Here is a 26,270-nt window from a genome sequence, read left to right as displayed (position 1 = left end):
TTAGCCAGAATAGGTTACGAAGTTCCGTGGTGTTTCGTACAAAACCACTTCTAAATTTTTGGCGTTGTCTATATGAGGTCTTAGTTTATTCCATATGACCACAGCAATATTTTCTGCTGTGGGATTCAAGTTTTTAAAATCTGGAACATCTTCATTTAAATTTTTATGGTCAAACTGGTCTTCCACATACTCCTTTATCAAGTCCTTTAATAACTTCATATCCATAACATAACCGGTGACAGGGTCAATCTCTCCTTCTACACTGACAATTAAATCGTAATTATGTCCGTGATATCTTGGGTTGTTGCATTTTCCGAAAACCGCTTCATTTTTTTCGAAGCTCCATTCTGGATTATACAAGCGATGGGCAGCGTTAAAATGTGCTTTTCTACTAACTTTTACCATGAGGACTTTTCACTATGTTCAACAAGATAATCATAAAAGCGCTCAAAAATAATCTTGAACCATGCTGTATACTCTTGGGGATTGTCTGAGATATCCTGTTTTATATTTGAGGGATGCATCCATTTCCAACTGGCCACTTCTTCAGGATTGATATCTGGAACATCGTTGTAATACCCAATCATAACATGGTCAAGTTCGTGTTCTGTTAGTCCATTATCAAAAGGTGCTTTGTAGATGAATGAAAAAAGTTCCTTGAGCTCTACCTCAAATCCCATTTCTTCTTGTAATCTTCGTTTTCCGGCCTCAATGTTGGTTTCACCTTCCCTTTGATGACTACAACAAGTGTTGGTCCATAAAAGTGGAGAATGGTATTTGTCCTCCGCTCTTTGTTGAAGCATTATCTCTCCAGACTTGTTCACTATAAAAACCGAAAAAGCCCTATGTAGTACAGCTTTTTCGTGGGCTTCCATTTTAGGCATTAAACCTATGGGTTGGTCGTCTTCGTTGACCAATATCACATTTTCTTCTTTCATAGGGTAAAAATAGGGCGTTTACAGGAATTGTTCCTGTCAACCAACCTAAATATTGTACAAAAATTGTTGTTAGAAGAAACGTGGAGACTTTAAGTTCCCTATGTTACGAATGAAATCGTATCGAACAATAATCTCAAATGAACCATCATTGAAAGAGGTAGCACCCAAATCTGTAATTTCTCTATCATAAGCTACACCTATGAGCATCTCATCAGAAATACGAAATCCAAAAAGGCCACTGAAAGCGGCATCCCATCTGTAAGCAATACCTCCGATAAACTTTTCGTTGAACATAAAATTGGCCGAAACGTCCACTTGTAAGGGTGCTCCCTGTACCAACTTCGTTAACAGAGTTGGTTTAAATTTCAAGAATGGGTTTATATCATAAACATACCCTGTAATAAGATACCAATTAATCTGTTCTTTTGCAGTTGAAATAGAAGATTCATCAAAGTGGGTGGTCTCCAGAATTCTAGGAGCAGAAAAACCAGCGTAGAATCTGTCCGTGTGGTAATATACCCCAGCACCAATATTGGGTGAAAACTGATTTTGAATATCTTGTTGTGCCTGAAGTTGGGGGTCAATTTCAAATTCATCCAATTCAGAAAAACGAATATCAAGCATATGGGCACTTGCCTTTAATCCAAAACTAAGCTTTGAACTATAGGATGTTTGAATGGTGTATGAAAAATCAACGTCAAAGTAGGTCTCCGAGGTTGGTCCTATTTTGTCATTTACTATGGATACTCCTAAACCTACTCCTCTATACCCCATTGGAGTGTGCAAATTGAGGGTCTGGGTTTCTGGAGCCCCATCTAAACCAACCCATTGATTTCTATACAGCGCGGCAATACTCAAATGCCCACGGGAACCCGCATACGCTGGATTCACGCTAACGGTATTGTACATGTATTGGGTATATTGGGCATCCTGTTGTGCAGACACATGGGTGGTTGCTGCAAAAAAACAACTCAGAAACAATCCAAGAATTAACTTTCCTCTTTTTTTCTCTACTATCATCATTTCTTTAACGGTTAATGTATAAGTAACCTGAGAGTTGTTTCATACTTCCGTTTTGGTCTTCATAATCCACAATGTAGAAATAGGTTCCCACTGGTAATTTGTTGTCTTTGTCAACAGTTACTCTCCCCGTGGAAGTACCATCGAAGGTATTTGTATTATTATCGTATCCCCGCGTCTGGAATACTAGAACACCCCATCTATTGTAAACTTTAACAGTATTGTTTGGGAAATTTTCAATCCCTCTAATAGTCAAGACATCATGAACCGTATCCCCATTTGGAGTTATTACATTAATTACATCTGGTATTTCTTCTTCAGTAGGTCCTAAGTCTGGATCTAGATAGTTAGGTATCCCGTCATTATCAGAATCATCATTCACATAGTTACCGTCCAAGTTCAAATCTTCATCAGTAGTGGCAATTCCATCATCATCATCATCCATATCTCTAAAATCCACTTCTCCATCAGAATCAGTATCTGGTAAGTCATTTAAAGGATCGTTGATTTCATCATTGATATCAGAATCATCCAGTCTACCTCCTTCATATCCATCATCCAAACCATCTCCATCGGTATCAGTACCCACAAAGCTTACGTCTGGTGTACCATCCTGGTTAAAATCATTTCCTTCTATGTTATCAGGTATGTTATCACCATCACTGTCCTCATCTACATAGTCCGGTAGGCCATCAATATCTGTATCCACAGGAATCAGACCTATGTTCGGTCCATTTTCATAGGCATCGTCAACTCCATTTGAGTTGGCATCCACCAAACTCGGAGGAATGTATCCTTCAGTGCTTTGTGCCTCCACATTATCTGGAATACCATCGTTGTCACTATCAATATCCAGATAATCCGGTATACCATCACTGTCAGAATCAGTAGGGTCAGTAGAAGGATCATTGTCCAAATCTGCATTTAAATCTTCAAAGCTGTTGAGTATACCGTCTCCGTCTGTGTCCAAATTAGCACCAGGAGGGGTTACCGTTACTGTCACAGTAGCCGTACTACAGTTTCCATTTAAATCACAGATGGTGTATTGAAAGGTATCCATCCCAACAAACCTTGTATTGGGTACGTAGGTGACTGTATCATCTGATGGGTCTGATGGAGTTCCGTTTGTATTTAGATTGGCTGTTCCGTTCGCTGGAATAGTAACTGTGAGAGATCCTGATGAATGTATATCGTTATCGTTCGCCAATATGTCAATTTCAATGGAAGTATCTTGTAATACTGTTACAGAATCATCAAAAGCATCAACAATAGGTAAAACATCCACAGTAACAGTAGCTGTGCTACAATCGCCTGATGAATTACAAACGGTATAATCAAAGGAATCCGAACCGTTGAAATCAGGGTTTGGTATGTAAGTTACTACGTCATCTGTTGGGTCATTGATGGTTCCATTATCATTTATATTGACTGTTCCATTAGTTGGAGTGGTTGCCGTTAAGGTACCTGTGGAAGGCAAATCAGAATCATTGGCGAAAATAGGTACATCCACCATACTGTCTTCATCCACGGTTACAAAATCATCCACCAATGTGGCAGCTTGACTCATGCACACCACTGTAAAACGTGGTAAATTGCTGTTATTTCCGGCTTTTGAAATGGTCGCCACGTAGCGTTCAACAGAGGTTGTACTTGTTACCGTAGGTTGTGTTTGATCTCCGCTCACTGTAGGATTCCAGGTAATCGTAGCTCCAGAAGGAACACTAGCTGAAATATCCAAGGTAACCTGATTATCAGGAGCCCTACAATCCGTAAGAATAAAATATCCCGTAGCATTTGACCCGCAAAGTGTACCATCATAGGTGGCGAAATAGACACCAGGTTGTGTAGCTTCATAAAATGAGTTTGTACTCAAAACTGTACCCAAATCTGAAGCTTCAAACCACTGATAGTTACTTTCATCACCACTGGAAGGTGCTTGAAGTAAAAATTGTGCGTTGGAGGAGTTCATCCCAAAAAACAGGATAAACAATCCGATGAGTAAAGACTTGTATATGTTATTTGAATTCAAAATCCTTTTAGTCCTTATCTGTTGTTATTTTACTACAAACACTACATTGATAAGTGCATTATAATCCGCTGGCTGGTTAAATACCTGATAGGATAGCACTCCATTTGCATCAATTGACATATTCTGCACAGTTGTTCCATCCCCGAATACATTAGGATCAGCGAAAGTGACATAGTAATACAATTCGCTTGGTTGATAGTTTGGTATAGCTGAAGGAGCACCTGAACTAGCTACCGTTGGTGTTGCAAATTGGGTGATGTACTCATCATACAGGTTTATGGAGAATGTTCCGTTAACCGAAGCATCTACAGCAATAGAGGGTGGATAAAACACCCTCGCTGCTTTTGAAGTAATTGGAGCCATAGCCTGTATGGCTTCTTCAACGGTTCGTTCTAAAGTAGTATCAGTGGAAGGGTCGGTTGGACTAATCCCTGTTTGATTCACCTCATATGGAGTCCCTAAAACTGAACCATCATTTACAATTAGTCCATCTCCATCTACATTAATAGGCGAATCCAAATTTACTTCTGTAGCAGTTTGATTATCTGTCGAAAAAAGCCCGTCTCCATCAAAAAACAATGCGTTACCTGAATTTGTACTTATATCGGCCGTGAACTCGTTGCTGCCGTCAAGGTTCAGTCCGTTGCCGGCCGTATACTGGGTGTCGTTGTCCGTTCTACCGGCCAATGCCTCTATCGCCCCCTGTACATCGGTCTCGCCCAAGGTGGCCGTCGTGTCGTCAAAGCCTACCTCGCCGGCGTTCTGGTCATCGGTGTCAGTAGCGTAGATTCCGTTGGCGCGCACGTCCAGTGCGTTGTTCGCATCAGGGCTGGCAACCGCCGTGAACTCGTTGCTGCCGTCAAGGTTCAGACCGTTGCCGGCCGTATATTGGGTGTCGTTGTCCGTTCTACCGGCCAATGCCTCTATCGCCCCCTGTACATCCGTCTCGCCCAAGGTGGCCGTCGTGTCGTCGAAGCTTACCTCGCCAGCGTTCTGGTCATCGGTGTCGGTAGCGTAGATCCCGTTGGCGCGCACGTCCAGTGCGTTGTTCGCATCAGGGCTGGCAACCGCCGTGAACTCGTTGCTGCCATCAAGGTTCAGTCCGTTGCCGGCCGTATATTGTGTATCGTTGTCCGTATCAGGAACGTAAAGACCGTTCGCATCTATCGTCAAGGCGTTGCCCGCCGTACTGCTCACATCCGCAGAGAAAACTGTACCCGTAAGGTCAAGACCGCCACCAGCTGTGTACTGCGTGTCGTTGTCCGTCCTTCCGGCCAGTGCCTCTATCGCCCCCTGTACATCGGTCTCGCCCAAGGTGGCCGTCGTGTCGTCAAAGCCTACCTCGCCGGCGTTCTGGTCATCCGTGTCGGTGGCGTAGATCCCGTTGGCACGTACGTCCAAAGCGTTGTTCGCATCAGGGCTCGCAACAGCGGTGAACTCGTTGCTGCCGTCTAGGTTCAGTCCGTTGCCGGCCGTATATTGGGTGTCGTTGTCCGTATCAGGAACGTAAAGACCGTTCGCATCTATCGTCAAGGCGTTGCCCGCCGTACTGCTCACATCCGCAGAGAAAACTGTACCCGTAAGGTCAAGACCGCCACCAGCTGTGTACTGCGTGTCGTTGTCCGCTCTACCGGCCAATGCCTCTATCGCCCCCTGTACATCCGTCTCGCCCAAGGTGGCGGTGGTGTCGTCGAAGCCTACCTCTCCGGCGTTCTGGTCATCCGTGTCGGTCGCGTAGATCCCGTTGGCACGTACGTCCAGTGCGTTGTTCGCATCAGGGCTCGCAACAGCGGTGAACTCGTTGCTGCCGTCTAGGTTCAGTCCGTTACCGGCCGTATATTGGGTGTCGTTGTCCGTCCTACCGGCCAATGCCTCTATCGCCCCCTGTACATCCGTCTCGCCCAAGGTGGCGGTGGTGTCGTCGAAGCTCACCTCGCCGGCGTTCTGGTCATCGGTGGCGTAGATCCCATTGGCACGTACGTCCAAAGCGTTGTTCGCATCAGGGCTCGCAACAGCGGTGAACTCGTTGCTGCCGTCTAGGTTCAGTCCGTTGCCGGCCGTATATTGGGTGTCGTTGTCCGTTCTACCGGCCAATGCCTCTATCGCCCCCTGTACATCCGTCTCGCCCAAGGTGGCCGTCGTGTCGTCGAAGCTTACCTCGCCAGCGTTCTGGTCATCGGTGTCGGTAGCGTAGATCCCGTTGGCGCGCACGTCCAGTGCGTTGTTCGCATCAGGGCTGGCAACCGCCGTGAACTCGTTGCTGCCATCAAGGTTCAGTCCGTTGCCGGCCGTATATTGTGTATCGTTGTCCGTATCAGGAACGTAAAGACCGTTCGCATCTATCGTCAAGGCGTTGCCCGCCGTACTGCTCACATCCGCAGAGAAAACTGTACCCGTAAGGTCAAGACCGCCACCAGCTGTGTACTGCGTGTCGTTGTCCGTCCTTCCGGCCAGTGCCTCTATCGCCCCCTGTACATCGGTCTCGCCCAAGGTGGCCGTCGTGTCGTCAAAGCCTACCTCGCCGGCGTTCTGGTCATCCGTGTCGGTGGCGTAGATCCCGTTGGCACGTACGTCCAAAGCGTTGTTCGCATCAGGGCTCGCAACAGCGGTGAACTCGTTGCTGCCGTCTAGGTTCAGTCCGTTGCCGGCCGTATATTGGGTGTCGTTGTCCGTATCAGGAACGTAAAGACCGTTCGCATCTATCGTCAAGGCGTTGCCCGCCGTACTGCTCACATCCGCAGAGAAAACTGTACCCGTAAGGTCAAGACCGCCACCAGCTGTGTACTGCGTGTCGTTGTCCGCTCTACCGGCCAATGCCTCTATCGCCCCCTGTACATCCGTCTCGCCCAAGGTGGCGGTGGTGTCGTCGAAGCCTACCTCTCCGGCGTTCTGGTCATCCGTGTCGGTCGCGTAGATCCCGTTGGCACGTACGTCCAGTGCGTTGTTCGCATCAGGGCTGGCCACTGCCGTGAACTCGTTGCTGCCGTCAAGGTTCAGTCCGTTGCCGGCCGTATACTGGGTGTCGTTGTCCGTCCTACCGGCCAATGCCTCTATCGCCCCCTGTACATCCGTCTCGCCCAAGGTGGCCGTCGTGTCGTCGAAGCCTACCTCGCCAGCGTTCTGGTCATCGGTGTCGGTCGCGTAGATCCCGTTGGCACGTACGTCCAAAGCGTTGTTCGCATCAGGGCTGGCCACTGCCGTGAACTCGTTGCTGCCGTCAAGGTTCAGTCCGTTGCCGGCCGTATATTGGGTGTCGTTGTCCGTCCTTCCGGCCAGTGCCTCTATCGCCCCCTGTACATCCGTCTCGCCCAAGGTGGCCGTCGTGTCGTCGAAGCCTACCTCGCCGGCGTTCTGGTCATCCGTGTCGGTGGCGTAGATCCCGTTGGCACGTACGTCCAAAGCGTTGTTCGCATCAGGGCTCGCAACAGCGGTGAACTCGTTGCTGCCGTCTAGGTTCAGTCCGTTGCCGGCCGTATATTGGGTGTCGTTGTCCGTCCTACCGGCCAATGCCTCTATCGCCCCCTGTACATCCGTCTCGCCCAAGGTGGCCGTGGTGTCGTCGAAGCCTACCTCTCCAGCGTTCTGGTCATCGGTGTCGGTCGCGTAGATCCCGTTGGCACGTACGTCCAAAGCGTTGTTCGCATCAGGGCTGGCCACTGCCGTGAACTCGTTGCTGCCGTCAAGGTTCAGTCCGTTGCCGGCCGTATATTGGGTGTCGTTGTCCGTCCTTCCGGCCAGTGCCTCTATCGCCCCCTGTACATCGGTCTCGCCCAATGCAGCAGTGGTGTCGTCGAAGCTCACCTCGCCGGCGTTCTGGTCATCCGTGTCGGTGGCGTAGATCCCGTTGGCACGTACGTCCAAAGCGTTGTTCGCATCAGGGCTCGCAACAGCGGTGAACTCGTTGCTGCCGTCTAGGTTCAGTCCGTTGCCGGCCGTATATTGGGTGTCGTTGTCCGTATCAGGAACGTAAAGACCGTTCGCATCTATCGTCAAGGCGTTGCCCGCCGTACTGCTCACATCCGCAGAGAAAACTGTACCCGTAAGGTCAAGACCGCCACCAGCTGTGTACTGCGTGTCGTTGTCCGTCCTTCCGGCCAGTGCCTCTATCGCCCCCTGTACATCGGTCTCGCCCAAGGTGGCCGTCGTGTCGTCAAAGCCTACCTCGCCGGCGTTCTGGTCATCCGTGTCGGTGGCGTAGATCCCGTTGGCGCGCACGTCCAGTGCGTTGTTCGCATCAGGGCTCGCAACCGCCGTGAACTCGTTGCTGCCATCAAGGTTCAGTCCGTTGCCGGCCGTATATTGGGTGTCGTTGTCCGTCCTTCCGGCCAGTGCCTCTATCGCCCCCTGTACATCCGTCTCGCCCAAGGTGGCCGTCGTGTCGTCAAAGCCTACCTCGCCAGCGTTCTGGTCATCGGTGGCGTAGATCCCGTTGGCACGTACGTCCAAAGCGTTGTTCGCATCAGGGCTCGCAACCGCCGTGAACTCGTTGCTGCCATCAAGGTTCAGTCCGTTGCCGGCCGTATACTGGGTGTCGTTGTCCGTCCTTCCGGCCAATGCCTCTATCGCCCCCTGTACATCGGTCTCGCCCAAGGTGGCCGTCGTGTCGTCAAAGCCTACCTCGCCGGCGTTCTGGTCATCCGTGTCGGTCGCGTAGATCCCGTTGGCACGTACGTCCAAAGCGTTGTTCGCATCAGGGCTCGCAACAGCGGTGAACTCGTTGCTGCCGTCTAGGTTCAGTCCGTTGCCGGCCGTATACTGGGTGTCGTTGTCCGTCCTACCGGCCAATGCCTCTATCGCCCCCTGTACATCCGTCTCGCCCAAGGTGGCGGTGGTGTCGTCGAAGCCTACCTCTCCGGCGTTCTGGTCATCCGTGTCGGTCGCGTAGATCCCGTTGGCACGTACGTCCAGTGCGTTGTTCGCATCAGGGCTCGCAACAGCGGTGAACTCGTTGCTGCCATCAAGGTTCAGTCCGTTACCGGCCGTATATTGGGTGTCGTTGTCCGTTCTACCGGCCAATGCCTCTATCGCCCCCTGTACATCCGTCTCGCCCAAGGTGGCCGTCGTGTCGTCGAAGCTTACCTCGCCAGCGTTCTGGTCATCGGTGTCGGTAGCGTAGATCCCGTTGGCGCGCACGTCCAAAGCGTTGTTCGCATCAGGGCTCGCAACCGCCGTGAACTCGTTGCTGCCGTCTAGGTTCAGTCCGTTGCCGGCCGTATATTGGGTGTCGTTGTCCGTCCTTCCGGCCAGTGCCTCTATCGCCCCCTGTACATCCGTCTCGCCCAAGGTGGCCGTCGTGTCGTCGAAGCTTACCTCGCCAGCGTTCTGGTCATCGGTGTCGGTAGCGTAGATCCCGTTGGCGCGCACGTCCAGTGCGTTGTTCGCATCAGGGCTCGCAACAGCGGTGAACTCGTTGCTGCCGTCTAGGTTCAGTCCGTTGCCGGCCGTATACTGGGTGTCGTTGTCCGTCCTACCGGCCAATGCCTCTATCGCCCCCTGTACATCGGTCTCGCCCAATGCAGCAGTGGTGTCGTCGAAGCTCACCTCGCCGGCGTTCTGGTCATCCGTGTCGGTGGCGTAGATCCCGTTGGCACGTACGTCCAAAGCGTTGTTCGCATCAGGGCTCGCAACAGCGGTGAACTCGTTGCTGCCGTCTAGGTTCAGTCCGTTGCCGGCCGTATATTGGGTGTCGTTGTCCGTATCAGGAACGTAAAGACCGTTCGCATCTATCGTCAAGGCGTTGCCCGCCGTACTGCTCACATCCGCAGAGAAAACTGTACCCGTAAGGTCAAGACCGCCACCAGCTGTGTACTGCGTGTCGTTGTCCGCTCTACCGGCCAATGCCTCTATCGCCCCCTGTACATCCGTCTCGCCCAAGGTGGCGGTGGTGTCGTCGAAGCCTACCTCTCCGGCAGTCTGATTGTCGGTTCCCGTACCATCTTGTAGGGCTGAAAGGTTAATTATAGGGTCTATCTGATTTGGAATGTTTAATGTAAGGTTGGTCCCTGATAAAGAACCACCTGTTACGAAATCATTCCCATCGGAACCACCTGCGAGTACAAGCGCATCTATCCTGCTATCTATTTCTTCGAGCACATCTTCTACATTGTCACTTGTAAAGTTCCCACCTGTATCCAGAATGTCCACCTCCTCGGCATTCTGGTCATCGGTGACGTAGATCCCGTTGGCGCGCACGTCCAGTGCGTTGTTCGCATCAGGGCTCGCAACAGCGGTGAACTCGTTGCTGCCGTCTAGGTTCAGTCCGTTGCCGGCCGTATATTGGGTGTCGTTGTCCGTCCTGCCGGCCAGTGCCTCTATCGCGCCCTGTACATCCGTCTCGCCCAAGGTGGCCGTCGTGTCGTCAAAGCCTACCTCGCCAGCGTTCTGGTCATCAGTGGCGTAGATCCCGTTGGCACGTACGTCCAAAGCGTTGTTCGCATCAGGGCTCGCAACAGCGGTGAACTCGTTGCTGCCGTCTAGGTTCAGTCCGTTACCGGCCGTATATTGGGTGTCGTTGTCCGTCCTACCGGCCAATGCCTCTATCGCCCCCTGTACATCCGTCTCGCCCAAGGTGGCCGTCGTGTCGTCGAAGCCTACCTCGCCAGCGTTCTGGTCATCGGTGTCGGTCGCGTAGATCCCGTTGGCACGTACGTCCAAAGCGTTGTTCGCATCAGGGCTGGCCACTGCCGTGAACTCGTTGCTGCCGTCAAGGTTCAGTCCGTTACCCGCTGTATATTGTGTGTCGTTGTCGGCTCTTCCGGCCAATGCCTCTATCGCCCCCTGTACATCCGTCTCGCCCAAGGTGGCGGTGGTGTCGTCGAAGCCTACCTCTCCGGCGTTCTGGTCATCCGTGTCGGTCGCGTAGATCCCGTTGGCACGTACGTCCAGTGCGTTGTTCGCATCAGGGCTCGCAACAGCGGTGAACTCGTTGCTGCCGTCTAGGTTAAGTCCGTTACCGGCCGTATATTGGGTGTCGTTGTCCGTTCTACCGGCCAATGCCTCTATCGCCCCCTGTACATCCGTCTCGCCCAAGGTGGCCGTCGTGTCGTCGAAGCTTACCTCGCCAGCGTTCTGGTCATCGGTGTCGGTAGCGTAGATCCCGTTGGCGCGCACGTCCAGTGCGTTGTTCGCATCAGGGCTGGCAACCGCCGTGAACTCGTTGCTGCCATCAAGGTTCAGTCCGTTGCCGGCCGTATATTGTGTATCGTTGTCCGTATCAGGAACGTAAAGACCGTTCGCATCTATCGTCAAGGCGTTGCCCGCCGTACTGCTCACATCCGCAGAGAAAACTGTACCCGTAAGGTCAAGACCGCCACCAGCTGTGTACTGCGTGTCGTTGTCCGTCCTTCCGGCCAGTGCCTCTATCGCCCCCTGTACATCGGTCTCGCCCAAGGTGGCCGTCGTGTCGTCAAAGCCTACCTCGCCGGCGTTCTGGTCATCCGTGTCGGTGGCGTAGATCCCGTTGGCACGTACGTCCAAAGCGTTGTTCGCATCAGGGCTCGCAACAGCGGTGAACTCGTTGCTGCCGTCAAGGTTCAGTCCGTTGCCGGCCGTATATTGGGTGTCGTTGTCCGTCCTTCCGGCCAGTGCCTCTATCGCCCCCTGTACATCCGTCTCGCCCAAGGTGGCCGTCGTGTCGTCAAAGCCTACCTCGCCAGCGTTCTGGTCATCGGTGTCGGTCGCGTAGATCCCGTTGGCACGTACGTCCAAAGCGTTGTTCGCATCAGGGCTGGCCACTGCCGTGAACTCGTTGCTGCCGTCAAGGTTCAGTCCGTTGCCGGCCGTATATTGGGTGTCGTTGTCCGTCCTTCCGGCCAGTGCCTCTATCGCCCCCTGTACATCCGTCTCGCCCAAGGTGGCCGTCGTGTCGTCGAAGCCTACCTCTCCGGCGTTCTGGTCATCCGTGTCGGTCGCGTAGATCCCGTTGGCACGTACGTCCAGTGCGTTGTTCGCATCAGGGCTCGCAACAGCGGTGAACTCGTTGCTGCCGTCTAGGTTAAGTCCGTTGCCGGCCGTATACTGGGTGTCGGTATTGATTAAGTTTGCTAAATCAACTAATGCGACTGAAAATGTATTGGTATCAGAATCTGTAATTACCAGATTTGTGTTGGTCGCATCAATTTCAAACGATACAACTGTTGTATTTGTATCTGTTAATGTATCACTCAAACTACTCAAATCAACATTTACACTACCTCCATCTTCCAAAGTCAATGTTAGTTCATTGGTTAGCCCATCCAATGTAAAACTCTGCAATTGCTGATTATCATCCGATGTTAACTCCCAAGAGTCCCCATCCCAGAAGAAAATTGTTCCAGTTGTAGTATTGACATAGATATCTCCAGCATCAGCTCCAGAGGGTGTAGTTACTCCTGGAGTATTTACTGCGGTTCCCTTTAGTACTTCACAATTACATTGGTCTTGCAAAGTGACCGTGGTCTGTGAGAACGTTAGTACAGAGAATAAAACAAAAATGAGAAATATGATGCACTTCTTCATGGGGCTATTGTTTAGCAACATCGTATGTTGAGATATTTGGTATATTTTTCGTTTAGTTGGGTGTTGCCATAACTAGGCACACTACATCTTTTAACAAAATTACCTATACCCTTAGGGGGTGAAAATATTTGTTGTGTACATCCGAAATCCTACTGTCTAGTAAGGAAATTTTGAGGTCATCTCTCTCTGCATGTATTCTTTTCTCCCATGCTTTTGGTCGATAAAAGCACCAAAATCAAGGGTTAAGTGAGTATGCATTTTTCGACCGAAGAGGTATTTAAATACTAAATGAATGAGTTCGGATTAGGAAAATCATCTAATTAAAATTGATTTCTTTTCAAAGAAAGGAGTCAAAAAAATGTAAAGAATACTGTGAAAGAAATACCTGTTTTTATTCTAATTTTTATTGACTCTGTATGTGATTCGACGATTGGTAATCACTCTAGCTACCCTCAACGTAAGTATTGCAGAATTCGATACTAAATCTGGACAACTACTTGTAGAATTTGACAAGACTACCCTAAAGAGATATCCATTTTTATCCACATCTGGAGTATTTACTGTCAATGTAGCTGTTTGGGTTCCCGTATATTCTGTTCCATCTGAAATGTCAGAATAACTAACACCTCCGTTAGTACTAACTTGCCATTGGTAAGTATCCACATTTACGGCGATAACTGAAAAAGTACCATTATTGCCAGCAATGACGGTTTGATTTGCAGGTTGTGTGTTTATTAAAAATTGAGAAACTGTAATAGTTTGCGTTACATCTGTTGTATTACCTGCAGCATCTTCCACTCTATAAGTCCTTGTAATTGTTTCGGGATTGGTTCCACCGTCGCTTACATCACCTATAAATGTTACTGTTGGATTTACAGTACAATTATCAGCTTCATCAGTAACGACCAATGGGTCTGCTAGTGGGACATCTGAAGCACAAAATACCACAATTGGTGCAGGGTTACTTGCTGTAGGGGCTTCATCATCAGTTACTGTAACATCAAAACTATAGGTTGAAGTATTTCCAAATGCATCAGTAACCTCATACGTATTTGTGGTAGTTCCTACAGGAAATGGGTCTCCTGTCGCAAAACCTGCCGTCTGTACGGGTTGAAGTATAGCTGCTGGACAAGCTCCAGAGCCTGATGTATCCGCTATTTTAAGCCCAGGAATCGTGAGGTCATCCAATCGGGCCCTATCAGTTGCGTTGTTATCTGTTTCAAAATCGAACCTTACTCTATAATTTCCTGTCACACTAACATCGATAACCTCGGCCTGTACGCTATTGTTGGCATACGTTTCATTAAAAATTACGGTTGATACATTCGCTTCGTCGACCAAAGAGACTGTTATTCTATTATTATTCCTAGCTCGGTCTATTCTGTGCGTAAAAGTGATTTGCCCATTTCCATTTAAGTATACTAATGGACTTATCAATCTTCTAGATGCTGTGGAAATCAAATTACTTGTTCTCATGCTGGTACTTCCAGAAAGTGAATTGTTTGTGGATACGGTTGAGCCCGTAAATTGCCAACATTCATTTATTAGGGCATTTCTATTCGGGACTTCAAAATCCTCAAAAACAGGGAAGATTCCATCTCCCATCGCACAATTATCACTTACTGTGGGTAATGTATAGTTTACAACCGCCTCGCATACCCCAGAATCTGCTGAAACCGTAATATCCGAAGGTCCATTTATTACTGGAGCTTCATTGTCATTAACAGTTACAGTAAAGCTACAAGTGGATGAATTTCCAGAATCGTCAGTAGCTGTGTAAACTACCGTAGTTACTCCAGGCAGAAAACTATCTCCCGGATTATAGTTATTGTTCGTAAGCGTAACACCCCCACAATTGTCTATTGCCGTGGGAGGGGTCCACGTGACTATTGCTCCACAAGTTCCACTATCTACGTTGACTGTAATGTTCGTGGGACATCCAGAAATTACAGGCGCCGTTGTATCTTCCACTGTTAGCGTTACTGTATTTGAGGTTTGTGTTCCGCAGACAAAGCCTGAATTTGAAACCACAACCCTATATTGGTTATTGTTATCTGATACATTTGCCCCAGTTATGGTAAGCGTTGTAGTTGTAGTACCTCCATGAATACCTGTATCGGTCAAATCATTCCAAGTAGAACCATCAAATAATTGCCATTGATAGGCATCTGCATTTGAAGCCGCAACCGCAAAAGAGGTGTTTCCTGATGGGCAAATTGCACTATCCGTTGGTTGTGTCGTTATGGAAACCGCCGTGCCGGCTTCTAAAAAATCCAATAGGGTATTACTGTCTCCATCAACAGGAGCTGCATATGAGGCAGCTGTCACTGTTCCATCTCCATTAATTGCAGGTGAACCAGAACCATATCTCCCGTTATCATCTAAATCAGTATCTGCATCTCCGTAGGCTTCATCAGCGTCACCACATCCATCGCCATCACTATCGGTATCCACACAGTCCTGTAGTCCATCTCCATCTGTATCCTTTTGAGATGCCCAAATGATTGTGTTAACCAATAAGTCCTCACCGGCCGCATTGAATCCTCCGCCTCCATTGGAGTGAGGTACTATAGCTCTTTTACCCGGTGCAGTGCCCGTTTCCATGGCATCTCCTAAATCCCAAACTACAATAGACCCTTCAAGACTGTTAGGATCTCTTCCCAAAACCGTTCCGGTAGACAATCCATTACCAAAGTATTGCGCATCTCCAATATTATAGTTCCCTAGAGGGAGTCCCCTAGTTATCGGATGAGAGTTATCTACTATCTCTACTTCCGTGGAGGTTCCATTTCCTCCAGTTGATGCACCTAGTATCTCATCATGCAATGCAGGTTCGCTTGTTATAACTCCATTGGAAGTAGTGGTCATATTTGCAACGTTAGCGAAGGCATCACTGCTAAAGACATCTTCATAAACGAAAGTGACGGCAAAGTTGTTTGCGTTGCCACCCACATTATCATCCACTACAGTGACTGTATAGCCTAAAGCCGTTAGTTTATTAATTGTATTTTGCTCCTCCGTTCCAGGTGTTCCATCAGTTACCCAAAGTACGGTTAGTGCATTGGGGCATTCTACAGAATCCAATATACCGTCATTATCATCATCCAAATCTGCTGAATCCACAATGCCATCTCCATCTGTATCGACAGAAATAAGTAGTGTAGCCTCATTTGAGGTAACTGAGGGACAAGAACCTGAAGAATTGGATACTAAAATTCTGAAAATGTAATTGTCTTTTGTTAAATCAACACTCAATACTGTCAATACCTGAGTCGTGGTTCCTGAGTATTCAGCACCATCACTTACATCAGAAAAGCTCCCTCCTCCATTTGTACTTACTTGCCATTGATAGGTATCGGCATTACTAGAACTCGTTGTAAAAGTTGCATTGTTTCCTAAACTCACCGTTTGGTCGGAAGGTTGCGTATTGATTGTTATAGGCGTTATGGTAATGGTTTGCGTGACATCCGCTGTGTTTCCTGCGTCATCAGTGATTCTATAGGTTCTCGTAATTATTTCTGGATTTGTACCCCCATCACTAACATCACCAATGAATGTCACGGCCGGATTAGTTGTACAGTTATCTGCCTCATCTGTAACAACCGTTATATCCGAAGCGGGAACATCCGCAGAACAGAAAACGGTTACTGGCGAAGGGTTACTTGCTGTAGGCGCGATATTATCTACCGTAACCGTAGTTACCCCAGTAATGCTCAAGACAGGATTCTCCCACACTACCCCCGTATTCCACAACATACCCTTGGGGCGCGTATGCCCCTCCACCTCCAGCGTTGGGCAAATCATTCCATGAGCCAGGTCCACCGGTACCTCGTACAACTGATGGGTCGGTAATGTGGGCATAATCTTCATCACCTGAATTGTTCGGCTCGCCTCCATTCCAATAAGCAAAGTTAAATGGTGCCGTTGTGGTACCCCCAACACCGCCACTCCAGAAAGCTGTTCCTGCTTCAGGTCCTGTTACCCATCTCCAATCTCCTTCAGTAGCCGCATCGCTCGCTCCAATCCAACCTACTCCTTGGGTCTGCGAACCCGAAAAGTCTGCCTCCGCCTGTGTGGTCAAAGTTGCAAGGTATCCTTGTAAACCAAAATAAGTCCTCAAGGCAGCAGCATCCCTCGCGTCTGTCCATGAAATTCCCGGATCAGGTATAAATTCGTAATAGTGTGCTGTTGGTGGAAGATAGTTTGCTGTGCCTGGGGTTATGGAAAACTGTCGGGTTCCCGTTGGTGATGGATTACTACTAGAAAACTCAACCCCAAGAATAGCCGCTTCAAATTCAGCAAAAGTAGCCGGTCCTTGTAAGGTGAGCTCACCTTCTGTGGCATCCCAAGTACCCGTTATATTTGGATGAGTTCCAGTTAAAGTTAGTAAATCTTCTCCGTTTACATATCCAGAAGAAATCTGAATGTATATGGCATCCAGAGTAGTGTCATCTGAATCTGTGAGACTCACGGTTTCAGCAATTGCCAAAGAACCACCCGGGCAATACACTTGATTCCCCGTTAACGTTAAGACTGGAGGCTGATCCAAAGTTGGTACGATGGATTCGCTTAAATCATCTGCAGTAATATTGCTGTCGATTTGGTCTGCGTTTACCGCTGTAATTGTATTTGTTATGGTAGAACCATTTGTGCCCCAATTTACATTTGCTGTGATGTTCAGTGTGGCCGTAGAACCATTGTTTAGATTTCCTATTGTCCAAACACCAGTTCCTGAATCATAAGAGCCATCATCGCTAACGTACGTAATTCCTGAGGGTAAAACATCGGTAATACTTAGGTTAGTTGCGTTTCCCGGACCATTGTTGGTTACTGACAGTGTATAAACAATGTCAGCGCCTTCCTTGGGCGTACTATCATCAACTATCTTAGTAACGGCTAAATCGGTACCAGCTGATGTACATACACTAATTGAAAAACTGTTCAGCGTTCCGGTATCGCCACTAAAATTATCTGTTATGGAGAGAGTCCATGTACCATTCGGATTTTCACCATCAAAACTCGAAAGATTACCTTCGGGACTATAGATGCCATCAAAAGGAGCTGATCCCGCAGTTATTGCAATTGCACCAGCATCATCAAAAATTGTATTTGTATAATTGTCACCATTCCCTCCGTTATCGCTGGACAGCAAAACAGTTATTCCATCGGGGCTTGTCAAACTGATATCCATATCAGAAACCCAAGTATGGGTGATGTCCAAAGTGACATATACGTCCGTAATCGTTCCCGCTCCAAAACCACTTAAATTAGAATTTAGAGTTGCAAAATCATTTATCGCAGATCCTGGGGAAGATGTGATTGTGTTACAGGTAGTATTCAAAGGGTCTCCTTGGACCCTAATATTGTCTATTTCATATAGTTCTGTTCCTCCGGTATTGTAAAACGTTATCCTAAATTCCAGGGTATTTCCAGATAACCCAGTAACGCTATAAGAAGATTGGATTGGATCGGAGGGAGAATTATCCCCTGAAGCGTTTTCAATCTCCACATAGCTACCGCCATCAATCCTGTACTCTATTTGAAATACATCTTGACCAAAATCCAAAGTACCTCCTTGATCTACATCCAAACTGAAGGAAACATTGGAATAACCTGCTATGTTGATAGTATTTGTAGTCCATCGCGCGGTAGTATTGTCTGTATTCTGTCCTCTTAGCACTCTCGTACCCCCAGATGTACGAACATCAACGTCTCCATCATTGGTAGACCAAGTAGCCGTGCTAATTCCCTCTCCTGACCCTGTTTGATCCCCATTGCTGTTATCTTCAAAGTTTTCCAACCAAATGGTCGTCTGACCAGAGCCTAACAAAGTGCCAAAAAAAAGGAATAGTACTAAAAGGTTTCTTTTGCTTGGTGAATTCATCTATGGATTTTAGCACGAAAACTTCCTCCATAGCAACGAAAGTCTTCTTCTGGATGCTAAAAATAGAATGGTACTAGGGTGCAGCCCAAAAAATGTTGTATAAGCCCCAATTTGGAATATGTAGCCTGCTAAAATCGAAGTAAGTTAAAGATAAAAGACCGGAAATTCACGCTCCGTTTATCGATGAAGCTGCCATTTTATTGGACGTAATAGACCAACTGTCACTCAAAAATTATGAACTCCGAACGTCTGTTCAATTGATGCTTATCTCTAGAACACTGTACTCTATTCTCACATTCATTGACCAGTCTGGTTTCTCCATATCCTACACCTTCCAACCTATCCGGTGATATGCCTTTGGAAATCATATAGTCTACCGTAGATTCAGCTCGTTTTTTGGACAACCAAAGGTTGTACGCATCGTTGCCCCTACTATCTGTATGAGAGTTCACTTGAATTTTAAGACTCGGATACTTTTCCATTGCCACGATTACTTTCTGAATCTCAATCTCTGCATCCGGTCTAATATCAAACTTGTTTAAATCAAAATAAATGGTACTTAACTGCAAGAGTTTAGCCAAGTCGTCTCCAAAACCTCCGGTCACAACATCGCGTTCTAGATAGAAATCGATTATACGGGGTTTCCCGTAAGATTTGGTTAGATACTCCTCTGCTGGGACATAACCATCCCGGGAAGCTCTGACAAAGTTTCCTTTAGAGCAATCCAATTGCAGTACATAATTTCCTTTGGAATCCGTAATGGTGGAGGTTAATTCTCTGTTTTCTTCATCAATTAGTTTTACCGTTGCTCCTGCCAACACCTCATTTGAAATGCGGTCTCGAACTGTTCCAGTAACATCTTGTAGACAATCAAGCACAAGAGGTTCGGTTTCAAAAAAGTGATAAATATCGTCTTCACCCATGCCTCCTTCTCTGTTGGATGAGAAATATCCTTCTTTTTCTTCGTTGTTAATGATAAATGCAAAATCGTCTTTAGGGCCATTTATGGGTCTCCCCACGTTTACAATGGGTTGATCATATTCGTTGAAAGCAATTTTAGTAGCAAAAACATCCAATCCCCCCAATCCAGAATGTCCGTCTGAAGAAAAGTATAGCACACCATCTTTAGTGATGAAAGGAAAGGTTTCACGGGCTCCTGTATTGATTGTTTTCCCCAAATTCACAATCGGGCCAAAAGTTCCATCACCTATTATCTCTGTCATGAAAATGTCTGATTCCCCATAAGAACCTGGCATATCAGAAACAAAATACAATCTCTTTTCATCAGGGCTCAATACAGGATGCGCCACTGAATATGAATCACTGTTAAAGGGAAGTTCAATGATGTTGGTCCATTCACCTTCAATATGTTCCGCACTATATATTTTGAGTCGGATAACCCCTTTTTCATCTTTGTACTTTTTTCCATCCAAGAAGTTGTTTCTTGTAAAGTACATGATGGTTCCATCTTTGGTAACCACTGAGGTGGATTCATGTAATCTAGTATTGACATCACCTTCAAGTTTAACCACATTGTCATTAGAGATGCTGTCAGCATTGACCTTGTATAAATCCAAAAAGTCTCTAGAATTCCAAGTATGTCTGTACCTTGCTAAATTTCCCGTATCCCTATCAGAAGAAAAAATTAGTCCTTTATCATAATACGAAGCAGCAAAATCAGAATACTTACTATTGTATTTGAAAGGTTCAACATCATATCTTCCAGAATTGGCCTCAATCTTTTCCAAATAGTCCTCATCAAAATCTACCACTAAGGAGGATGCCATTTGTTTGAATTTGGTCATTACTTTCGCGGATTCGTCATAATCACCCAAGGTTTTCAACGATTGTGCATACCTAAAAAAGTAATCCGCTTCGGTATCATCTGGAAATGTTTCTATAAGTTTTTTATAGATAGTTGCCGCTTCTTCATATTTCGCATTGAAATAATAGGAATTAGCCAGACGTTTCAATAAGTCAGGAGAGGAATAACCTTTGTCCAAAACTTTTTTATAGATATCAATCGCTGGACTAAAGGAATATTCGTCATAACGCTCATCAGCCTTTGCCTTTACCCGAGCTTGCAACTTATCTTCAATTTCCTCTTCTTGCGCAGTAAGATGTACTGAACTGCCAATCAATACAAAAAGAATTAGGAGTACTCTTTTTATCATATCCCGGTTTTAAAAGAATCTTGGAGAAACTGTTCTTTGGAATGCTTTCAGCAGTTCCAATCGTAAAAACACTTCAAACGACCCATCGTTGAACTGTGTTCCTCCCAGCTCGGTCGTTTCCCTATCATAGGCAAGTCCCAACATAATCTGGTCCGTAATTTGGAATCCGGCCAGAGCACTGACCGCAGCATCCCATCGGTACGCTGCCCCAAAACTAAAACGATCTGCAAATAAGAAATTCGCCGATACATCAACCTGTAAAGGTGCACCACCTACAGCTTTGGTCAGTAAGGCTGGTTTAAATTTCAATTGACTATTCAAGTCAAACACATAACCCGTTATAAAATAGAAGTTTATCCGTTCCGTAGCCAAAAAATTCACTGAATTTGAATCTCCTCCACTGTTGTCGAAAAACTCGGTTTCCAAAATGTTTGGAGCTGATAAGCCTGCGTAAAACTTATCTGTATGATAATAAACTCCTAGACCAAAGTTTGGAGAGAACTGATTGTCAATATTTTCTTGGCTCACCACTTCTTGATCAAAATTACGTAGACCATTGAAGTCCAAGCTGAGCATATTTCCTCCAGCTTTTAGCCCAAAGGAAAGTTTAGCATCTAAAGAAACATCAATAGTATAGGATAACACGGCATCCAAATAGGTTTCTTGTACCACTCCATCCCCAATGTTATCATTTACAATGGAAATCCCATAACCCAATCTACTATTTCTAATGGGAGAATGAAGGTTTAGGGTAAACGTCTCAGGAGCTCCTTCTAACCCCACCCACTGCGAACGGTATAGGCCTGCAAAACTTAACTGCCCTCTTGACCCCGCATATGCAGGATTAACACTAATTGTGTTAAACATGTATTGTGTGTATTGGGCATCTTGTTGTCCAAAAACCGGGCTTACGGTTAAAGCAATAAACAAGAGAACTATCCAAAAATATCTTCTATCCATACTGTTTAAAGTAAGTTATTGGCTTATGTATAAGAATTCGGAGTCTGTGAATTTACCTTCATCGGTTTCGTACTCAAAGATATAAAAATATACCCCCGAAGGCAGAAAATCGTTTACACTCAACGTAGACCTTCCCCTAGAACGTCCATCGAATACATTGTTTACGTTGTTGTAATTTTCACCATCATAGACTTTCACTCCCCATCTGTTGAAGATTTGCAGCGTACTGCTGCGAACTAATTCCAATCCACGAATAAACAAGAAATCATTTCTTCCGTCACCGTTTGGAGTCACTAACTGGTTTACCTCCACGTCTTCTGTAGGAGGTATAGGACCGTTGTCGGGGTCCAGGTAGTCCGGAACACCGTCGCCGTCCGTGTCGTCGTCGGTAGGGTCGCCGTCCTGGTCAACGTCCTCATCGGGGGTGTCCAGACCATCTCCGTCATCATCAAAATCCCGGTAGTTAACGTCCTCCGTACCATCAGTGTCCGGCAGGTCGTTCGCTGGATCGTCTATCTCGTCGTTAACGTCGTAGCCGTCATTGACATCGCTGCCCTCGTAGCCGTCGTCAAGACCGTCGTTGTCCGTATCGGTGCCCGTGAACTGCTGGTCCGGGATCCCGTCAAAATTGAAGTCGTTGCCCTCGTTGTTGTCCGCAACAAGATCGTTGTCCGAGTCATCGTCCAGATAGTCCGGCTCGTCCTCCCCATCGGTGTTCTCAGGGGTGAGCCCCTCGTCCCCACTGCCCTCGTAGGCATTGTCCAGACCGTCATTGTCGTCGTCCTGGCCGCTAGGGGGCACATAGCCGCTGGTGGGCTGCGCCTCAACGTTGTCAGGGATACCGTCATCGTCGCTGTCGATGTCCAAGTGGTCGGGACGGCCATCGCCATCACTGTCCAATGGGTTGGTCAAAGGGTCGTTGTCGTTATCAAGGTTCGGGTCCTCCACAGTGTCCAGTATACCGTCGTTGTCATCGTCGATGTCAACCACATCGGGAACACCGTCGCCGTCCGTGTCGGGACCGTTGTCGGGGTCAAGGTAGTCGGGCGTGCCGTCATTGTCCGTATCGTCGTCGGTAGGGTCGCCGTCCTGGTCAACGTCCTCATCGGGGGTGTCCAGACCATCTCCGTCATCATCAAAATCCCGGTAGTTAACGTCCTCCGTACCATCAGTGTCCGGCAGGTCGTTCGCTGGATCGTCTATCTCGTCGTTAACGTCGTAGCCGTCATTGACATCGCTGCCCTCGTAGCCGTCGTCAAGACCGTCGTTGTCCGTATCGGTGCCCGTGAACTGCTGGTCCGGGATCCCGTCAAAATTGAAGTCGTTGCCCTCGTTGTTGTCCGCAACAAGATCGTTGTCCGAGTCATCGTCCAGATAGTCCGGCTCGTCCTCCCCATCGGTGTTCTCAGGGGTGAGCCCCTCGTCCCCACTGCCCTCGTAGGCATTGTCCAGACCGTCATTGTCGTCGTCCTGGCCGCTAGGGGGCACATAGCCGCTGGTGGGCTGCGCCTCAACGTTGTCAGGGATACCGTCATCGTCGCTGTCGATGTCCAAGTGGTCGGGACGGCCATCGCCATCACTGTCCAATGGGTTGGTCAAAGGGTCGTTGTCGTTATCAAGGTTCGGGTCCTCCACAGTGTCCAGTATACCGTCGTTGTCATCGTCGATGTCAACCACATCGGGAACACCGTCGCCGTCCGTGTCGGGACCGTTGTCGGGATCAAGGTAGTCGGGCGTGCCGTCATTGTCCGTATCGTCGTCGGTAGGGTCGCCGTCCTGGTCAACGTCCTCATCGGGGGTGTCCAGACCATCTCCGTCATCATCAAAATCCCGGTAGTTAACGTCCTCCGTACCATCAGTGTCCGGCAGGTCGTTCGCTGGATCGTCTATCTCGTCGTTAACGTCGTAGCCGTCATTGACATCGCTGCCCTCGTAGCCGTCGTCAAGACCGTCGTTGTCCGTATCGGTGCCCGTGAACTGCTGGTCCGGGATCCCGTCAAAATTGAAGTCGTTGCCCTCGTTGTTGTCCGCAACAAGATCGTTGTCCGAGTCATCGTCCAGATAGTCCGGCTCGTCCTCCCCATCGGTGTTCTCAGGGGTGAGCCCCTCGTCCCCACTGCCCTCGTAGGCATTGTCCAGACCGTCATTGTCGTCGTCCTGGCCGCTAGGGGGCACATAGCCGCTGGTGGGCTGCGCCTCAACGTTGTCAGGGATACCGTCATCGTCGCTGTCGATGTCCAAGTGGTCCGGACGGCCATCGCCGTCACTGTCCAATGGGTTGGTCAAAGGGTCGTTGTCGTTATCAAGGTTCGGGTCCTCCACAGTGTCCAGTATACCGTCGTTGTCATCGTCGATGTCAACCACATCGGGAACACCGTCGCCGTCCGTGTCGGGACCGTTGTCGGGATCAAGGTAGTCGGGCGTGCCGTCATTGTCCGTGTCGTCGTCGGTAGGGTCGCCGTCCTGGTCAACGTCCTCATCGGGGGTGTCCAGACCATCTCCGTCATCATCAAAATCCCGGTAGTTAACGTCCTCCGTACCATCAGTGTCCGGCAGGTCGTTCGCTGGATCGTCTATCTCGTCGTTAACGTCGTAGCCGTCATTGACATCGCTGCCCTCGTAGCCGTCGTCAAGACCGTCGTTGTCCGTATCGGTGCCCGTGAACTGCTGGTCCGGGATCCCGTCAAAATTGAAGTCGTTGCCCTCGTTGTTGTCCGCAACAAGATCGTTGTCCGAGTCATCGTCCAGATAGTCCGGCTCGTCCTCCCCATCGGTGTTCTCAGGGGTGAGCCCCTCGTCCCCACTGCCCTCGTAGGCATTGTCCAGACCGTCATTGTCGTCGTCCTGGCCGCTAGGGGGCACATAGCCGCTGGTGGGCTGCGCCTCAACGTTGTCAGGGATACCGTCATCGTCGCTGTCGATGTCCAAGTGGTCGGGACGGCCATCGCCATCACTGTCCAATGGGTTGGTCAAAGGGTCGTTGTCGTTATCAAGGTTCGGGTCCTCCACAGTGTCCAGTATACCGTCGTTGTCATCGTCGATGTCAACCACATCGGGAACACCGTCGCCGTCCGTGTCGGGACCGTTGTCGGGATCAAGGTAGTCGGGCGTGCCGTCATTGTCCGTATCGTCGTCGGTAGGGTCGCCGTCCTGGTCAACGTCCTCATCGGGGGTGTCCAGACCATCTCCGTCATCATCAAAATCCCGGTAGTTAACGTCCTCCGTACCATCAGTGTCCGGCAGGTCGTTCGCTGGATCGTCTATCTCGTCGTTAACGTCGTAGCCGTCATTGACATCGCTGCCCTCGTAGCCGTCGTCAAGACCGTCGTTGTCCGTATCGGTGCCCGTGAACTGCTGGTCCGGGATCCCGTCAAAATTGAAGTCGTTGCCCTCGTTGTTGTCCGCAACAAAATCGTTGTCCGAGTCATCGTCCAGATAGTCCGGCTCGTCCTCCCCATCGGTGTTCTCAGGGGTGAGCCCCTCGTCCCCACTGCCCTCGTAGGCATTGTCCAGACCGTCATTGTCATCGTCCTGGCCGCTAGGGGGCACATAGCCGCTGGTGGGCTGCGCCTCAACGTTGTCAGGGATACCGTCATCGTCGCTGTCGATGTCTCTAAAGTTTGGTTGATGATCCGTATCACTATTAATGGGTGTCAATCCTTCCCCAGCACCGGGATGCGATTCGTAATGGTCGTCTAATCCATTTCCATCACTATCAATCCCACAAGGAGGTTTAAACTTCTTTACCTTTTGAGCTTCTACATTATCCAATATCCCATCATTGTCAGAATCAATATCCCTGAAATCAGGATGATGATCACTATCCGTATCTACAGGTGTAATACCTTCTCCACCGCCTGGGCAGCTTTCGTAGTGGTCGTCCAATCCATTTCCGTCACTATCAGTTCCACAAGGTGCTTGAAAGTCTTTTGTGGTTTGTGCTTCTACATTATCCAGAATTCCATCGTTATCTGAATCAATGTCCAAATAGTCAGGCACATGGTCATAATCAGTATCAACCGGGGTAAGACCATTGCAACTTCCTGGAGTAACCTCATAGGCATCATCTAATCCATTTCCATCTATATCATAACCTGAAGGTGGTATATAGTCCTTAGAAGATTGTGCCTCTACATTGTCCAAAATACCATCATTATCGGAATCAATATCCCTTTTATCAGGGATACCATCACCATCCGTATCTTTCCCCTTTTCAACAATATCCAAAATTCCGTCACCATCATCATCCATATCATGGCTGTCTGGAACTCCATCCCCATCCGTATCAACAAATGAAAGTGAACCCGAATTTATAATGGAAGAACTGTGTGCTTTAAAGGAAGTAACCGAAAAATATGTGAGAAGGCTAACCGATAAAAGTAGGATGCGTATGCCTCTTTTCTTAAATCTTAAGAAAGTAATTTTTTCCATAAATGACAGTTTTGGTCAACTAATCACCATGGCTTGAGGTTAAATATTGGAATAAGAACTGGGGCATTCCACTCCTATGTCGTGATATTCTATTGATCGGTTTAAACCGAATGACATAATTAAAGCATTTGAGAGTTTTCACCTACTTTAATCGATAAAGTGTCATTTACACAATATTAGCTACCACATATATGGATACGTACTCAATCTAATTTTGGATTTTTAGAATCGAAAAAGAGCTTGTTTACGATATGGAAAAGTACCCCACTTTTTCTTAAAAAAAAGGTTTTGGATTGTTTTTTTTCTTCATTCTTTCAACAGTTTTCCAATCACTGATT

10 protein-coding genes are annotated in these 26,270 nt (G+C 48.1%); all 10 read right to left on the bottom strand.

The window, feature by feature from the left end; all coding sequences use genetic code 11:
* The 10 genes from ACOKFD_RS18910 to ACOKFD_RS18865 all read right to left on the bottom strand — a co-directional run bounded on the left by ACOKFD_RS18910 (position 1) and on the right by ACOKFD_RS18865 (position 25,932).
* Positions 1-405 carry a 6-carboxytetrahydropterin synthase gene (locus ACOKFD_RS18910; RefSeq protein WP_299000936.1) on the bottom strand — a complete coding sequence of 135 codons (405 nt, stop codon included), beginning with the start codon at positions 403-405 and terminating at the stop codon, positions 1-3.
* Positions 399-938 (bottom strand): isopentenyl-diphosphate Delta-isomerase, encoded by a 540-nt coding sequence (gene idi, locus ACOKFD_RS18905; protein WP_422859314.1) that lies wholly within the window; start codon positions 936-938, stop codon positions 399-401. Before idi ends, ACOKFD_RS18910 begins: the two co-directional genes overlap by 7 nt.
* A gap of 69 nt (positions 939-1,007) precedes the next feature.
* Complete coding sequence (locus ACOKFD_RS18900) at positions 1,008-1,961, bottom strand: PorP/SprF family type IX secretion system membrane protein (protein ID WP_422859313.1); 954 nt, start codon at positions 1,959-1,961, stop codon at positions 1,008-1,010.
* Positions 1,962-1,965: 4 nt separating this feature from the next.
* Entirely contained in the window at positions 1,966-3,927 is a 1,962-nt protein-coding gene (locus ACOKFD_RS18895) for an Ig-like domain-containing protein (protein WP_422861040.1), read from the bottom strand.
* 84 nt (positions 3,928-4,011) lie between these two features.
* The gene (locus ACOKFD_RS18890) at positions 4,012-12,483 is read right to left on the bottom strand and encodes a hypothetical protein (RefSeq protein ID WP_422859312.1); all 8,472 of its coding nucleotides are present in this window, start codon (positions 12,481-12,483) and stop codon (positions 4,012-4,014) included.
* 396 nt (positions 12,484-12,879) lie between these two features.
* Positions 12,880-15,087 carry an HYR domain-containing protein gene (locus ACOKFD_RS18885; protein ID WP_422861039.1) on the bottom strand — a complete coding sequence of 736 codons (2,208 nt, stop codon included), beginning with the start codon at positions 15,085-15,087 and terminating at the stop codon, positions 12,880-12,882.
* A gap of 1,075 nt (positions 15,088-16,162) precedes the next feature.
* Positions 16,163-18,367, bottom strand: coding sequence for a proprotein convertase P-domain-containing protein (locus tag ACOKFD_RS18880; protein WP_422859311.1), 2,205 nt, complete (start codon positions 18,365-18,367; stop codon positions 16,163-16,165).
* A 221-nt stretch (positions 18,368-18,588) separates the two neighbouring features.
* Entirely contained in the window at positions 18,589-20,541 is a 1,953-nt protein-coding gene (locus ACOKFD_RS18875; RefSeq protein WP_422859310.1) for an OmpA family protein, read from the bottom strand.
* Positions 20,542-20,550: 9 nt separating this feature from the next.
* A complete protein-coding gene (locus tag ACOKFD_RS18870) occupies positions 20,551-21,501 on the bottom strand; it encodes a PorP/SprF family type IX secretion system membrane protein (protein WP_422859309.1) in 951 nt (316 codons plus the stop codon).
* A gap of 15 nt (positions 21,502-21,516) precedes the next feature.
* Complete coding sequence (locus ACOKFD_RS18865) at positions 21,517-25,932, bottom strand: gliding motility-associated C-terminal domain-containing protein (RefSeq protein WP_422859308.1); 4,416 nt, start codon at positions 25,930-25,932, stop codon at positions 21,517-21,519.
* Positions 25,933-26,270: the final 338 nt, after the last annotated feature.

Source organism: Flagellimonas ulvae, from assembly GCF_049333175.1.
In the GTDB taxonomy this organism is placed as follows: Bacteria; Bacteroidota; Bacteroidia; order Flavobacteriales; family Flavobacteriaceae; genus Flagellimonas.
Note: the sequence above shows the minus strand (reverse complement) of the source record. Positions and strands in the feature narration are given on the sequence as shown.